This window comes from Aphanothece sacrum FPU1 (genome assembly GCF_003864295.1).
GTDB classification, from domain to species: Bacteria; Cyanobacteriota; Cyanobacteriia; order Cyanobacteriales; family Microcystaceae; genus Aphanothece_B; species Aphanothece_B sacrum.
This window is the reverse complement of sequence record NZ_BDQK01000005.1, coordinates 166,123-181,228: the sequence shown is the minus strand read 5'-3', so window position 1 is coordinate 181,228 and position 15,106 is coordinate 166,123. Positions and strand designations below refer to the sequence as shown.

General features: G+C 37.5%; 13 protein-coding genes. 12 read left to right on the top strand and 1 reads right to left on the bottom strand.

The window, feature by feature from the left end:
• Positions 1 to 54 precede the first annotated feature (54 nt).
• Positions 55 to 2,016: a single-stranded-DNA-specific exonuclease RecJ gene (gene recJ, locus AsFPU1_RS06875; RefSeq protein WP_124972015.1), complete on the bottom strand. Its 1,962-nt coding sequence runs from the start codon at positions 2,014 to 2,016 to the stop codon at positions 55 to 57.
• A 326-nt stretch (positions 2,017 to 2,342) separates the two neighbouring features.
• Between recJ and AsFPU1_RS06870 the strand changes: the two genes are divergently transcribed.
• From AsFPU1_RS06870 to AsFPU1_RS06815, 12 genes are all read left to right on the top strand, one after another.
• Entirely contained in the window at positions 2,343 to 3,035 is a 693-nt protein-coding gene (locus AsFPU1_RS06870) for a DUF305 domain-containing protein (protein ID WP_124972017.1), read from the top strand.
• A gap of 30 nt (positions 3,036 to 3,065) precedes the next feature.
• The gene (gene ylqF / locus AsFPU1_RS06865) at positions 3,066 to 3,899 is read left to right on the top strand and encodes a ribosome biogenesis GTPase YlqF (RefSeq protein WP_124972019.1); all 834 of its coding nucleotides are present in this window, start codon (positions 3,066 to 3,068) and stop codon (positions 3,897 to 3,899) included.
• Between the two features lie 228 nt (positions 3,900 to 4,127).
• Positions 4,128 to 4,883, top strand: coding sequence for an SDR family oxidoreductase (locus AsFPU1_RS06860; RefSeq protein ID WP_227873380.1), 756 nt, complete (start codon positions 4,128 to 4,130; stop codon positions 4,881 to 4,883).
• A gap of 215 nt (positions 4,884 to 5,098) precedes the next feature.
• A complete protein-coding gene (locus AsFPU1_RS06855) occupies positions 5,099 to 5,593 on the top strand; it encodes a DUF427 domain-containing protein (RefSeq protein ID WP_124972021.1) in 495 nt (164 codons plus the stop codon).
• A 310-nt stretch (positions 5,594 to 5,903) separates the two neighbouring features.
• Positions 5,904 to 6,413 carry a hypothetical protein gene (locus tag AsFPU1_RS06850; protein ID WP_124972023.1) on the top strand — a complete coding sequence of 170 codons (510 nt, stop codon included), beginning with the start codon at positions 5,904 to 5,906 and terminating at the stop codon, positions 6,411 to 6,413.
• Between the two features lie 396 nt (positions 6,414 to 6,809).
• Complete coding sequence (locus tag AsFPU1_RS23305) at positions 6,810 to 7,187, top strand: hypothetical protein (protein ID WP_172957440.1); 378 nt, start codon at positions 6,810 to 6,812, stop codon at positions 7,185 to 7,187.
• Between the two features lie 627 nt (positions 7,188 to 7,814).
• Positions 7,815 to 8,705 (top strand): ABC transporter permease, encoded by an 891-nt coding sequence (locus tag AsFPU1_RS06840; RefSeq protein WP_124972027.1) that lies wholly within the window; start codon positions 7,815 to 7,817, stop codon positions 8,703 to 8,705.
• Positions 8,706 to 8,741: 36 nt separating this feature from the next.
• On the top strand, positions 8,742 to 9,872 hold the full coding sequence (locus tag AsFPU1_RS06835; protein WP_124972029.1) for a DegT/DnrJ/EryC1/StrS family aminotransferase: 1,131 nt from the start codon (positions 8,742 to 8,744) through the stop codon (positions 9,870 to 9,872).
• A gap of 31 nt (positions 9,873 to 9,903) precedes the next feature.
• Positions 9,904 to 10,812 (top strand): cyanoexosortase B, encoded by a 909-nt coding sequence (gene crtB, locus AsFPU1_RS06830; RefSeq protein WP_124972031.1) that lies wholly within the window; start codon positions 9,904 to 9,906, stop codon positions 10,810 to 10,812.
• Positions 10,805 to 11,524 (top strand): cyanoexosortase B system-associated protein, encoded by a 720-nt coding sequence (locus AsFPU1_RS06825; protein WP_124972033.1) that lies wholly within the window; start codon positions 10,805 to 10,807, stop codon positions 11,522 to 11,524. Before crtB ends, AsFPU1_RS06825 begins: the two co-directional genes overlap by 8 nt.
• A 73-nt stretch (positions 11,525 to 11,597) precedes the next feature.
• Entirely contained in the window at positions 11,598 to 12,767 is a 1,170-nt protein-coding gene (locus AsFPU1_RS06820; RefSeq protein ID WP_124972181.1) for a polysaccharide biosynthesis/export family protein, read from the top strand.
• Positions 12,768 to 12,880: 113 nt separating this feature from the next.
• The gene (locus AsFPU1_RS06815; protein WP_124972035.1) at positions 12,881 to 15,106 is read left to right on the top strand and encodes an exopolysaccharide transport family protein; all 2,226 of its coding nucleotides are present in this window, start codon (positions 12,881 to 12,883) and stop codon (positions 15,104 to 15,106) included.

The following is a 15,106-nucleotide window of genomic DNA, read 5'->3' as shown; positions in this document are numbered from 1 at the left end:
ATTTAGTTTAATTACCTTAGTAGGGGTCAACGGCCGTTGACCCCTACCCTATTTTTATTTAATCCCTAAAAATTCCATTGCTACTTTAATTAAATTATAATAGGGAGGTTGAGTAACATCAACTTGTTTGGCGGTTTCTCGACTTATTCCTAATAATCCCATTCGTTGCCCTTGTTTAATGGCTAATACTTTCCCTCCTTCATTTCTAATTCTTAATTCATTTTCATTTTTAACAAAGTTACAAGTGTAAGTTTTTCCTTGATAGTAAAACATTCCTGGTTTAAGATTGATGGAAGACAAAGGTAAACGCATCCCCACAATCTCTAATTCTATATTTGTCTCCCCATTCCAACTATTTTCTTTCAGTTTATAAGCTAAATCAAGTCGTTGAGATAAAGGAAAATAGTCACCACAACGCCAAGCAACAGCCTTTATTAACGGTTCATTATTATCTTGAGAAAGCACTAACTTTAGGTGATTTTTGCCGACAATTCTTTGTTCTACAATTTTAACATTAGGTGTCCAAAAAACAGGAAAATCATTACCTATTCCCCAAGGTTGTAACCCGTCAATATGTTGATAAAGATTGGGTGTTAATTCTTGAAAATCTGCCTGAGCATCAATTTTAACTAAAGGTTTAAGATGTTCAGGTTCTAAAGATTGATGAGCAAATTCACTTAATCTTTGCTCAAATATCTCTAAATTATTAGCTAATAAACTAAACCCACCCGCTGCTTTATGTCCCCCATATTTGCCTAATAAATCATCACAAAATTGTAACGCTTCAAACACATTAAATTCTTCAATTCCTCGCGCAGAACCTCTAATTTTACTAACATCTTCTTCGTAGCTTCCAATAAACACAGGAACCCCATAACGTTCTACTAAACGAGAAGCTACAATACCAATAACCCCATGATGCCATTGAGAGCTAATAATCACTAAAACTCTAGCTTTTTGCCAAAGAATAGGCTTAGTTTCAACTAAATAAATGGCTTCTAATTCAATTTGTTCACACATGGCTTTACGTTTAGCATTAATTTGTTCACATTGCATGGCCCTGTCTAATGCAATACCTAAATCATCAGTTGTTAATAATTCAATGGCAATTTGAGGATCACCAATACGCCCCACTGCATTAATTCTTGGCCCTAATCTAAATCCAATATCATCAGGTTTTAATTGTTTTTGTTCTTCACTAACTCCCCCTACCTGCATTAATGCTTGAATTCCAGGTAATTGAGAATTAGGCAATTGACGCAAACCTCGTTTTAACCAACGACGATTAACCCCTACTAACGGGGCTAAATCGGCAATTGTTCCTAGAGTAAAAAGTTCTAATAAAGGTGTGGTAATTCCTTGTATTTTTCCTAAACTTTGAGCAGTTGTTACCGCTAAAATATAAGCCACTCCTACCCCAGCTAAGCCCCGATAAGGAGAATTTTCTGGTAATAATTTAGGATTCAAAATAGCATCAGCAGGGGGTAATTTTTCTGGTAGATCATGATGATCAGTAATAATAACATTTAATCCTAATTCTATTGCTCTTTCAATGGGTTCATAAGCAGCAATACCATTATCAACTGTTAAAATAAGTCCTACCCCATCTTGAGCAAATCCTTCCACAATTCTAGTATTAATTCCGTAACCGTCTTTCATACGACTAGGAATTTCATAATAAACATCTGCTCCTAAATGCTTTAAAGCCCTTAATAATAGTGCGGTACTGGTCATACCATCCGCGTCATAATCTCCACAAATAGCAATTTTTTCTCCCGTTTCAATCGCATTTTTTAATAAATCAATGCTAATAAATAAATCAGGAAATTCATCTAAAGGAGAAGGCAAAATCTGAGATTCAGGATTAAGATAAACTTGAGTTAAATTAGGAGTATCAATTCCTCGGTTAATAATTACTTGAGCCAGGAGAGAAGATAAACCAGTTTCTTGTACTAATTGATTAACTTTTGTCAGATCAGGAGAAGCAATAGACCATCGTTGATGGGGTAATTTCATAAGATTAAAAGACAAAAATATATAAGAAATTAGGAATACCATACCATACTAAACTAATAATTAATAAAAGGCTAAAGCCTTGTGCTATAAAAACGAAGTCCACCTTCGCGGACTAATTTCTAGGTTGGGTAGGCAACCTTTATTTGTTTTGTAGTAGGGGTCAACGGCCGTTGACCCCTAGTCTTTAGTTGACCCCTACTCTTTAGCATTAAAGTCTATTATTTATAATAATTTACCATAACTTGTCGGGTAGAACCATCTTGACTCAACTTTTAAAAATGAATTAAAATAGAAAATATGTAATTCTCATATTAAGTGTGAAATTTATGAAACCCGTATCTGACAAAACAAAATTTTTAGCATTAACATTGATCGCACTTGTCTCTTTAACAAGCGTTGGGTTAACTTCCTGTGCGACAAGTTCCCAAAAAGATATTCAAACCTCAAAAACCACAACAAATGGTAGTAATAACCAACAGATGAACCATGAAAGCATGAATCATGGTAGTAATATGAGTTTAGGGCCAAATGATGAATACTACGACTTACGGTTTATTGATGCCATGAGGCTGCATCATGCTGGAGCGATCGCCATGGCAAAAGAAGCCTCTGAAAAATCTCAACGTCCTGAAATCAAGAGTTTAGCACGTAATATTATTGTTGCTCAACAGCGAGAAGAAAAAGATTTGTTGCAAAAATGGCGGCAAGTTTGGTATCCTAAAGCCAGTAAGGAACCTGTCGTTTATGGGAGTGAGATTCAACCGATAATAGCTATGACCAAAGAACAAGAAAAAAGCATGGCTATGGTTGAATCTCTTGGTGCGGATGATGATAAGTTTGATTTACGCTTTATGGATGGCATGATTATTCATCATGAAGGGGCTGTAGCAATGGCTAAAGATGCCTTAAACAAATCTAAACGGACTGAAATTAAACAATTAGCTAATGAGATTATTAGTTCACAACAAAAAGAAATTGAACAAATGAAACAATGGCTAAAAACTTGGTATAAACAATAAAAAAGTATAATATTAATTATTAAATAATCTATGCCCATAATTCAATGGTATCCTGGCCATATTGCCAAAGCAGAACGACAACTCAAAGAACAATTAAACCGAGTTGATGTAGTATTAGAAGTGATTGACGCGCGTATTCCTTTAGCCTCCCATCATCCCGATGTTCCCCAATGGATAGGTAGTAAACCCCGAATTTTGGTGATTAACCGTGTAGATATGATTTCCGAGTCGGCCCGTAAAGACTGGTTAGCTTGGTTTAAAGCACAAGGCGAAAACCCCTATTTTACTGATGCTAAACAGGGAAAAGGGGTCAAAGCTATTGAAAAAGCTGCTCAAGAAACTGGAATATCCATCAACCAACGACGAAGCGATCGCGGAATGCTGTCTCGTCCGGTACGTGCTGTGGTGATAGGATTTCCTAATGTAGGAAAATCAGCCTTAATTAACCGTTTATTGGGGCGTAAAGTCGTAGAAAGTGCCAGACGAGCAGGGGTGACTCGTCAACTCAAATGGGTACGCATATCTGATCATATCCAATTATTAGATGCTCCTGGAGTAATTCCCATTAAACTTCATAATCAAAAAGATGCGATAAAATTAGCTATTTGTGAAGATATTGGGGAAGCTGCCTATGATAATCAACAAATTGCAGCCGCTTTAATTGATTTATTAGTAGAGTTAAATTATGAAGAAATTTTCTTATCTCGTTATCAACTTGATCCTATTGAAATAACAGGAGAACAATATATTCACACATTAGGAAATAATCGTTATAAAGGAGATAAAGAAAGAGCAGCTATGCAATTATTAAATGATTTTCGTAAAGGGCTAATGGGAGAACTTTCTTTAGAATTTCCACCGTAGGGGCGGGTTTATCTAGCATACTTTAGAGAATCAGGTAATTGTGTGAAAAACCCGCCCTAAGTAACTGGACAAAAATAAACGTTACGGTGAAGTGAGCAGGGGAGCGCCGGAGCGCCGGAGAGGGGTTACAACCTAGTTACATTTCTTAACATAGTATTGTTTATTTATGTCCAACTACTTACACCCCCTATTATTGATACAAAACCTTTAGCAATTTCATATTACCTAATGATGAAAGATCTAGAAAATAAAGTCGCTTTAGTCACCGGAGGAAGTTCAGGAATTGGCCGAGCAACTGCCCTTGCTTTTGCTCAACAAGGGGCTAAAGTTGTAGTTGCTGCCCGTCGTATTCAAGAAGGCGAAGAAACGATTAAATTAATTAAAGAAATAGGAGGAGAAGGAATTTTTATTGCCACAGATATTACTCAAGAAGCACAAATCAAAGCCTTAATTGAGCAAACAGTTTTCCACTATGGTAGATTAGATTGTGCCTTTAATAATGCAGGGGTTGCTGTGGGGAATCCTCTACTAGAAGAAACCGAAGAAAACTATTATAAAGTCTTTGATCTCAATGTTAAAGGAGTCTTTCTTTGTCTCAAATATCAAGTCGCTCAAATGTTAAAAAATGGAGGTGGGGCAATTGTTAATTGTTCCTCTATTTTGGGAGTTGTGGGATTAGCACCAGTTTGTCTATTATATACAGCTAGTAAACACGCTGTATTAGGATTAACTAAGTCGGCCGCCTTAGAATTTGCCACCGCCAATATTCGCATTAATGCCGTGTCTCCTGGTGTGATTGAAACAGAAATGTCTCGTCCAATGTTAGCCTTTCCTTTTTATCAAGAATTTATCGCTAAACATCCTATGAAAAGAGTTGGAAAAGTTGAAGAAGTGGCTAATATGGTCGTCTTTCTCTGCTCTGATAAAGCCTCTTTTATTACTGGAGAAAATATTGCGATCGATGGAGGGTTTCTTGCTCAATAAGTGCTTATTATCCTCTTTTTCCCTAAAATAAGAAAATTATGTACCTCACTTGTATAATATAGTAAAAAAACGGGGCGGGTTGATCTAGTTTTTTGGTGAGAATCATTGATTTATGTAAAAAAACCTCCGGCGGGTTAAGAAAAACCCGCCCCTACTACAAATTTTATGTAATTAATTTTGTCTACCTACTTAAATATTTCAGGAAATTATTAATAATGAAACCAAATCCTATACCCCCACAACCAGGTCAAGAATCTGTTTGGGATTATCCCCGTCCTGCTATTTTAGAAGATACAAATAAACATCTGAAAATAATCTGTAATAGTGTTGTTTTGGCAGAAACAACTAGAGGCAAAAGAGTATTAGAAACCAGTCATCCACCTGTTTATTATATTCCTTCTGAAGATATTAAGTTAGAACACTTGATAGAAACACCTAGAAAAACTTGGTGTGAATGGAAAGGTTGGTGTAGTTATTACGATGTTTCTGTCGGTGAGAAATATATAAATAATGCTGCTTGGCGATATTTTGAGCCAACATCCAATTTTATTAATCTTCAAGAATACTATAGTTTTTATGCTAGTTTAATGGATGCTTGTTATGTCAATGATGAGTTAGTAAAACCTCAATCAGGGGATTTTTATGGGGGATGGATTACAAATAATATTGTTGGGCCATTTAAAGGGGAACCAGGAACAAATTGGTGGTAAGAGTCAAGATAGTACGTTAACTTAGTACTTGAATAATATCGTCTAATATAGTCTTTTCTTTATGCTTATATTAAGTATAGTTTAATTTTGTATTAACTTTTTGTCGAATAATCCTTTATTATTAACTTATTTTACAAAATATGTCAAATAATAAATATATATTTTTTTTTTTTTCGAAAAATCACTTTCTGTTAGTTATTATAGAGATAAATCAACTAGATTTTAGGATTATTTTTATAATTTTTTATGAAAATTTGACATAAAATTCTAGTAATTGCAATCAACCAATTCTCATGGGATTATTTAAGTCATGAAAAATTTGACAAATTCATTAGCTATCGCTACTACAGGAATTACCCTAGTTTTGGGTCTAAGCAATGCACCCGCTAACGCTCTCAATCTTAATTTTACTCAGTTAGGATGGGATAATGGCGGCACAGTAAGCGGAGTGTTTGCAGGACAAGATAATGATGGGAATGGCTTCATATCTTTGAATGAAGTTTCTACTTATATGATGACCTTTACTGCACTAAACTCAACTTCAACTATTCCTAGTTTTACCCACACTTTAGCTAACTTAGAAAGTGTGCAATTTAGTTTAGAAAGTTTTTCTTTTGACGAGTTATCTTCAAGCGATAATACATATGACTATGATGCCATTGTGGGGATTATTTTTGTTTCTAATAATGTCCAAACAGGTACAGTTGAATCGCTTGCTATAGCCCCTAAACCTGTTCCTGAAACGAATCATTTAACGGCATTATTAATTTTCGGTATTAGTGGTTGCCTCCATAGACAGTTAATGTCTTCTAAAAAGTAAAAAAAAATTCTCTTGAAAATAGTTTAGGGGTCAACGGCCGTTGACCCCTACGAAGATATGTAGCTTATATTTAAAGAATTGGTAAGTAGGTACACAAAACTAATTACCAAAAATTTTGTAGGGGCGGGTTTTTTACATAAATCCATGATTCTCACAAAAAAACTAGATCAACCCGCCGGAGGGTTTTTTACATAAATCCATGATTCTCATAACAAAGTTAAATAAACCCGCCCTGGCTGTGAATTAATTTTGTTTAAGCACTTATGGGTGGGTAAATCTTCTAAAAAACAATTCTCTCTATTAATTTAGAGAGAACTAGGAGAATTAGAAAAATTAGGTATTTTTCTGAACTATTTAGATAATTTCTTCCTCGACATCCCTACACCAAGTCCAGCAATGACTAATAACCCAACAACTGAACTAGATTCAGGAATAGACTGTGCGTCAGAATTCGCTGTAGAAGGGTTGTACGAAATTGACGGTGGTGTTACAGGAGGTGGTGTTACAGGAGGTGGTGTTACAGGAGGTGGTGTTACAGGAGGTGGTGTTACAGGAGGTGGTGTTACAGGAGGTGGTGTTACAGGGGGTGGTGTTACAGGAGGTGGTGTTACAGGGGGTGGTGTTACAGGAGGTGGTGTTACAGGAGGTGGTGTTACAGGGGGTACTACCAGACGATCAACTAGGGTGAAATCGTTGAAAAATATTGTAGGCGTGACGGATATATCTTTAGCTACTCTAGCAGATGAAGCAAAAAAACCATTCCTTGCGGGATAAGTATTATAGGAGATGGCCTTAAAATCCCCAGTCACTAGATTGTAGTTAAAGTTGCTTGTAAATCTTGTCGTAGAAGCAAACTCTAAATCAAACGATTTACCCTGAGTATCTGTATAGTTAAAGCTTGTTAAATCCGAATAACTATCAAGGACATTGTTGATTACATTTGCGTCATCCCAAGTAAATTTTAAGCTACCTATGATTTGACCATTACTATTATTCACGATACTTTTGTCAAATGAACCCGCAAGAGCAGGTTTTGTAGCTGCAGTTCCTAGCATCAATCCTAAACTAATACTGACTGCTAACAGAGGTATTTTTCCTATGGTATGTTTCATCATTAACCAAAATATAAATAATTGGAATCAAGAATCTTTATGATTAAATGATCAAACTTTTTTGTCCTTTTGCCTGTGATCCAAATTACCTAAACTGTGTGATAATAATCACAGTATTACTTGTAGATTACTTAGTTAGTCAGTAATAGAGAGAATCTGACAATTATTCAATTTGAGAAATTAACCTGAAACGTGTTACTGTTGATTTCACGTAGTAATTAATACTGTAAAGTACTATTTATATTTTATCCAAATCTTATAATTATTATGTTATAAAATGAGACAAAAGATGACAAAAGTATCTGAGAATGTCTGGCAACTTGCTTGGGGGAGATTTTGCTGCGATCGCTTAGCCATTGTAGGACTTACCCTCCTAATCATCATTATTCTCGCTATTGTGATCGGGCCCTTTGTTTATACAATACCAATTGATGCCATAGATTTTACGCAAGCGGCCGCACCACCAAGTAGACAACATCTCTTAGGAACTAATGATCTTGGACAAGATCAACTAGCTAGGGTGTTGTTTGGGGGACGCATTTCCTTAAGTGTCGCTATTAGCGCGATGATAGTCGCTATTGCGTTAGGAACCACTATCGGTGCGATCGCCGGATTTTATGGGGGGTTAGTAGATAATTTATTAATGCGCTTAACGGATTTATTTTTGTCCCTACCTCAATTACCCTTATTACTATTGGTAGTTTATTTATTTCGGGATAGTCTAAAAGCGATCGCGGGGCCAGAATTGGGTATCTTTGGATTAGTTGTAATTGTCATTGGAGGACTTAACTGGATGTCGGTAGCGCGACTGGTAAGAGGAAATGTGTTAAAACTCAAGGAAATGGAGTTTATGAGCGCAGCAACAGCCTTAGGAGCAACTCCAAGTCGGTTGATCTCGGTTCATTTATTGCCGAATGTTTTGAGTGTAATTATTGTAGCGGCCACCTTAGCGGTAGGAAATGGGATTATTACAGAATCTACCCTAAGTTTTTTAGGATTAGGATTTCCCCCTGATGTACCAACCTGGGGACAAATGCTGTTTCAGGCCAAAGATTATTTAACCACGGCCCCCCATATGGCCTTATTTCCAGGATTAGCCATCTTTCTGAGTGTGTTAAGCATCAATTATATTGGAGATGGTTTACGAGATGCCCTTGATCCAAAAACGAGTCGATCCTGATTTCACATTTTATTTTAGATAAAAATTATTTTTTCAATGACTTCCTTAAAAACAGTACCTTTTGTTGACTTGAAGATCCAACATGAACCCCTTCACAAAGAAATTGACCAAGCGATACAAACCGTAATACAACGGGGAGATTTTGTTTTAGGCCAAGCATTACGAGAGTTTGAGAGTGCTTTTGCTCAAGCTTGTGGGGTAGAGTATGGGGTAGGGGTTGCTTCAGGAACTGATGCGATCACCTTGGGATTAAAAGCTTGTGGTATAGGTTCAGGGGATGAGGTGTTAGTCCCTGCTAATACATTCATTGCTACGGTAATCGGAGTCTTACAAGCAGGAGCAACTCCAATTTTAGTCGATTGTGACCCCGAAACGGCTCTGATTGACTTAAATCAGGCGGCTAAAGTAGTGACGACAAAAACTAAGGGTATTGTTCCCGTTCATCTTTATGGACAAATGGTTTCCCCCAGAGCGTTATTAGACTTTGCGGGGGCTTATAATTTAATTATTGTCGAAGATGCGGCTCAAGCTCATTTAGGGCAACGAGAAGGCTATTATGCGGGTTCTGTGGGTAGTGTGGGGGCCTTTAGTTTCTATCCGAGTAAGAATCTGGGTGCTTTTGGGAATGGGGGGATAGTGGTAACTCGTGATGAGGACATTGCCAAAACCCTGCGTAGTTTGCGTAATTATGGCGCACCGAGTAAATATTATCATACGGAATTGGGAATTAATAGCCGTTTAGATACAATTCAAGCAGGGATTCTTCAGGTTAAATTACCCCATCTTTCCCAATGGAATCAATTACGAAATGAGGCGGCAAAACAGTATGATGAGTTGTTGAAACCTTTAGAAAATAAAGGTATTGTTCCCATTAAAAATTATAGTGAGGAAGGTCATGTTTATCATCTTTATGTAATTCGTATTGGACAAGAGTTTCCTTTCAATCGAGAAAAGGTTCAAGACTTATTAGGAAACAAAGGAATTCAAACGGGTATTCATTATCCTATTCCTTGTCATTTACAACCTGCTTATAAAGCATTAGGCTATCAATTGGGAGATTTTCCCAACGCTGAAGATCTTTGTCAACAAATTTTATCTTTGCCTATGTATCCTGGATTAAGTACAGAACAAATAGAATGGGTTGGGTCACAAATTTCATTACTTTAAAGATATTACATTGATTGTTAGGTAAATAACGATGCAAATTACTCAAAAACTGCGACCATTGATTGAGAAAGAACTAGGTAATGTTTTGATTATTGGGTGTCTTACCTTGATGTATGCGCCTATTTTGCTTCACTGGGTTGATGGCTGGCTCAATAAAAATATTAACACTGAGCATGAATATTTTAGTCATGGATTAATTGGCTTGCCTTATGCTGCTTATTTAGTGTTTAATCAAAATAGTAAAGAATGGGAAAACTTAGATAATAAAATTCATCCTCTGGGAGGTTTTTTGTTGGGGGTGGGGATAGTCTTTTATATTACGGGTTCCATTGAGTTAGTGAATTTATCTTTCCCGATTATTTTGGGGGGAATTTTATTATGGCTTAAAGGAATGCCAGGCTTGAAATTGAATAGTTTTCCCTTATTATTGGTGCTTTTGGCGACTCCCAATTCTATTCCTTATCTGCTTACCCCTTATACCTTACCGTTGCAAAAATTTATTGCAGGAGCGGCAGGATTTATTTTAATGCAATTTGGAGCAAATGTTAATGTTGATGGAATTTATTTATATGTCAATAATATTCCGGTTGAAGTAGCTCCCTATTGTGCTGGATTAAAAATGCTATTTACTGGCTTATATGTCTCTCTTTTATTGTTACATTGGTCAGGTAAAATAGATGATAAAAAAAGGGTAATTTCTCTATCAATAAGTGCCGTATTTATTAGTGTAATCACCAATATTATCCGTAATTCTTTATTGGCCATGTTTCATGGAACAGGAAATAAACAGGCATTTGATTCCTTACATGAAGGAACAGGAGGAGACATTTATTCTGTGATCATGTTAGGCATTATTGTTGGTGTAAATTGGCTGATGGATAAAATTTCCATAAAATCTCAAGAAAGTCTGGAGTTAGAGAGGGAAAATTCCCATGAATAAACTAAAATATAGAGTAAATTTATCAAGAGTCGGGTTGAAAATGACAAAAGGGATTTTACCATCTCAAATAATTATTTTATGCCTACTAACTTTAGCAATAACCATAGCTGCTGTTCCTGGATATTTAAGCGGAAAATGGACTTGGAAAGATCAGCCTCAAGTGACACAAATTAAGGAAATTGCTAGTATTCGCAAAACCAGTTTACCCTTAGAAGGATGGAAAACTCTAACCCAAAAAGAAATAGTCATAGGAGGAAATCAATGGTCAATGCAGATTATTGAAAAACCCGAACAAGATCCGGTTACTTTATTATTAATGCCCCAAGATTACTACAAAAATCATCCTCAAGTAGAGTGGGTAGATATTCAGGGACTAGAAAAATGGAAAACAGACTCCCATACAACTTTAAAATTTAAGACAGGAGAGAAAGAAAATAATGAAGTAACGGCTCATTTTTTTAAAGGTTGGAATAATCAGACCTTTGCTGTAGTCCAGTGGTACGCTTGGCCGAATGGGGGAAATTTTGCACCTGCTCAATGGTTTTGGGTGGATCAAAAGGCCCAACTAAAGAGACAAAGAGTTCCTTGGGTAGGGGTTTCGGTGAAAATTCCTATTGAACCGCTTAGTGAATTAAAAGACGTAGAACCCTTAGCAAAATCCCTAGCTCAAACAATACAAGCTACCCTAGATAAAAATATCTTCCAACGATAATTGAGGAATGATGATGGTGAGAGTGAGTGATTTTTTTGAACATAAGATAAAAAATGTATTTAAACTGCCCTTAATGATTTCTCTGTTGTATGGGTTTTCGACGGGGATAGGTTTATGGAGTGTATTAGAGGGGATTTCAGCAAATCCTAGCTTAGGGGTTGAAAGGTTAATTTCTCAGTCTGTACCCCAAACCTTTAGAGAGTCAGATATACCACCTGAAAACTCTGCCCCTCCTCTGTTTGATGTGGATACTTCCGAACAGTTTAATTTGTATCGGTTAGCAATTGGGGATAGTATTAGTGTCAGTGTGCGTGATTTTCCTGAATTTAGCTTTGGTACCCTGATTGATCCTGAAGGTCAAATTCGAGTCCCCTTCTTAGGGAAAATTTCGATTGTGGGACTAACTCTTGATGAAGTAGAAACCAAGGTTGCTTATGAATTAGGACAACGTTATCTTCAAGAAGATCCTGAAGTGATCGCCGTATTGACTGAACCTCGTCCTGTACAACTGACGATATTAGGGGAAATTAATCGTCCGGGTTACTATTTCTTTGGCCCAGGAGTCAGCTTAAATAACGTTTTAGTCGGAGTCGGAGGCAGTACCCCCCTAGCTGATTTACGTTCAGTCATCATCCGTCGTCGTTTGGTAGATGGAACTGTTCTCGAAGAAAGAGTTGACTTATATACCCCTCTAATTCAAGGGAAACGCCTACCAGATTTTCGCTTACAGGGAGGGGATACCATCATTGTTTCTAAACTACAAATTGATCAAAAAGATTATGATCAGACTTTAATTGCTCGTACAACCCTAGCTCAACCATCTATTACCATTCGGGTATTAGTACCTAGTGAACCGGCCGGATTAGCCATTCGTAATCTAACACTTCCTAATGGTAGTACCTTCCTCGATGCAGTGGCTAATTTACCGCCAATTATTCCCTTATATAGCAAAGAAGAAGTTACCTTACTGCGATTTGATCCTGAACAGGGTAAAGTAGTCAGTCAGGGACTTAATCCTATTAAGACGGTGGAAAATTTGGACTCGACTCAATATGTTACTTTACGTAACGAAGATGTGATTATTGTCAGTCGTACCCTATTAGGCAAGGTATTAGCTGCTTTCAATGTTATTACTCGGCCTATTCGGGATCTTTTAGGGTTTACTAACTTTGTTTCTAATCTGGCTGATTTTAGCCCTGGTGATGGTTTTGGTGGTAATAATAATAATAATAACAATAACTAAGTGGAAGACTCTGTTTTGTCTAGGTGAACATAAGAGCAACTGTCCCCCTATTTTCCAGTTTTTGTTCGGCAACCGTCTAAAATAATAATATTGATAATTGTATTATTAAACTTATGGTTCCCCCTATTGTTAAACGATTTCTTATTTCTTTTGGGCAAAATTACTGGCTCGGTTTTTTAACCTTTATCGCTTCTTCTGCGATCGCTGGAGTAGTTGCCTTTCAGCCTCCTGCCCAACCTCCTAAACCCACTTATAAAGCTATCGGTCAATTAACTTTTAGTGAACCACCACCGGCCTTTACTAGCACTGGTAGCCAGTTACAACAAGAAGGACGGGCCGTGAGTAAGAATACGCTTTTATCTGAGCGAGTTCTTAAGGGGGTCATGGAAAAATTACAACTAACCCAAGAAGAAATCTACGAGATTCGTCAGAAAACACTCCAGATAACTTTTCCAGGACAAGAAGAAAATAAAGACAAAAAAACCGAAACTCCCCAATCTCAAGTAATTGTACTCGAATATACGGACAAACAATCTCCCACAAAAGCCACCTTAATTTTAGAAACCTTTATGAAGGAAATGGTGGATTACAGTCGCTGGGTAAATACTTCAGAATTAAGGGGAAAAATTGAGGCTCTTAGTAAACGTCTTTCCCAAGTTCAAAAAGAGTTAAGAGCAGCCGAAAATAAATTCTATCGTTATATTTCTCAACAAGGCTCAGACTTATTAGCTATTCAAGATGGCAGTTTATTTAGTGGTATTACGGGTTCCCAACAACGGCAAAGAGAACTTCAATTAAGTCTACAAGAAATTGAAGGTCGTATTAATAGTTTAATTAATCAATTGGGATTGACTCCTGAACAAGCTTATACCTCTGTTGCTCTGAGTGCTGATCCGATTTTGGCGAATTTACGGGCCAGAATTCTGCAAACAGAAATCGAATTTGAACGTAGACAAATAGATTTGCGGCCAGAACACCCTGTCATTGTTAAGTTGCTCAAAGAAAAAAAAGCTAATGAAAGTCTTCTACAACAACGGGCTAAAGAATTGATAGGGAGCAGAGATTTAACTCCCATTCCTCTTAGTCAAATTCGTCAAGATAGTAGTCTTGATCCTGGAAGACAACAGTTAGCTAGTCAGCTATTAGTGTTACAAACAGAACGAGCAGGGTTAATTAAACAACTCCAATCTATTGTTAAAACAGAACAACAATTACGTCAGCAATATGAAAAATTCCCTGATAAGCAATTACAACAAGCAGGTTTAGTACAAGCGGTTGAATTTCAACGGATCGTTTATCAGAATATTTTAACGGCCCTGGTGGATGCTCAAGCAGCAGAAGCCGAAACTGTCGGCAGTTTAACTGTGGCTTTTCCGGCAACCTATCAGCCAGCACCTCCTTGGCAACCAGAGAACAGAAGCCGGACTTTGATTATTTTGGCAGGTGCTGGTATTGGTATTGTGGGCGGTGCTGGAGTCATCCTCTTATTAGCTTTACTTGACGATCGTTTACATAGCCCTCAAGAATTACGAGATGCGCTCGCAGATCGGGAAGTGCCGATATTGGGACAATTGCCCTTTATCTATCGTTCTTTAGTGCAGGAAGACCAAAGCCCGATTTTACTCGAAGGAGAATCAGGAGATCTCAGTTTTTACGAACGCTTACGCAGTAATTTACGTCGTCTTGTCTCAGATACCTCTAAGGTTATTTTGATCACCAGTATTACCAATGAGGAAGGCAAAAGCGTCACCGCTTATAATTTAGCAATCGCCTCTGCTCAGGCCGGAAAACGGACTTTACTCGTAGAAGCTGATCTGCGCTCCCCATCTAAAGTCCAATGGCTCCAAATTACCCCAGATCCTGAAGCTAGTATCGAACCTTTACGTTATTATGCGGCTCGTACTGATGCCATTAGTTTAGTCCCGGCGATCGCCAATTTATATGTGTTACCGAGTCCTGGCCCCCAAAGACAAGCGGCGGCTATTATAGAGTCTAGCGAACTCCAATTATTACTCAAAGACGCGCGGGGACGCTTTGATATGGTGATTGTTGATAGTCCCTCCCTTTCTCGTTGTAATGATGCCCTCTTAATTGAATCTCTAACGGATGGGTTACTGTTAGTAACACGGCCAGGGCTGACTCGTTCGAGCTTATTAAATGAAGCGATCGATCAGCTATCAGAAGCAGAGGTTCCTGTCTTGGGGGCGGTGATTAATGGAGTTGAAAATCTAGAAGTTCCTAGTACCATTCCCTTAGAACCTATTGGAGTTGATTCTGAGCTATCCACTCAAGAAAAAGTTGTTGAGCAAAAGAAGGTAGGGGTAAGAGCGGGTTTGTGA

Excerpts from the sequence above, each read along its gene's own strand:
- recJ (WP_124972015.1), bottom strand. The coding sequence starts at position 2,016 with ATGAAATTACCCCATCAACGATGGTCTATTGCTTCTCCTGATCTGACA.
- AsFPU1_RS06870 (WP_124972017.1), top strand. The coding sequence starts at position 2,343 with ATGAAACCCGTATCTGACAAAACAAAATTTTTAGCATTAACATTGATC.
- ylqF (WP_124972019.1), top strand. The coding sequence starts at position 3,066 with ATGCCCATAATTCAATGGTATCCTGGCCATATTGCCAAAGCAGAACGA.
- AsFPU1_RS06860 (WP_227873380.1), top strand. The coding sequence starts at position 4,128 with ATGATGAAAGATCTAGAAAATAAAGTCGCTTTAGTCACCGGAGGAAGT.
- AsFPU1_RS06855 (WP_124972021.1), top strand. The coding sequence starts at position 5,099 with ATGAAACCAAATCCTATACCCCCACAACCAGGTCAAGAATCTGTTTGG.
- AsFPU1_RS06850 (WP_124972023.1), top strand. The coding sequence starts at position 5,904 with ATGAAAAATTTGACAAATTCATTAGCTATCGCTACTACAGGAATTACC.
- AsFPU1_RS23305 (WP_172957440.1), top strand. The coding sequence starts at position 6,810 with ATGACTAATAACCCAACAACTGAACTAGATTCAGGAATAGACTGTGCG.
- AsFPU1_RS06840 (WP_124972027.1), top strand. The coding sequence starts at position 7,815 with ATGACAAAAGTATCTGAGAATGTCTGGCAACTTGCTTGGGGGAGATTT.
- AsFPU1_RS06835 (WP_124972029.1), top strand. The coding sequence starts at position 8,742 with ATGACTTCCTTAAAAACAGTACCTTTTGTTGACTTGAAGATCCAACAT.
- crtB (WP_124972031.1), top strand. The coding sequence starts at position 9,904 with ATGCAAATTACTCAAAAACTGCGACCATTGATTGAGAAAGAACTAGGT.
- AsFPU1_RS06825 (WP_124972033.1), top strand. The coding sequence starts at position 10,805 with ATGAATAAACTAAAATATAGAGTAAATTTATCAAGAGTCGGGTTGAAA.
- AsFPU1_RS06820 (WP_124972181.1), top strand. The coding sequence starts at position 11,598 with ATGATTTCTCTGTTGTATGGGTTTTCGACGGGGATAGGTTTATGGAGT.
- AsFPU1_RS06815 (WP_124972035.1), top strand. The coding sequence starts at position 12,881 with ATGGTTCCCCCTATTGTTAAACGATTTCTTATTTCTTTTGGGCAAAAT.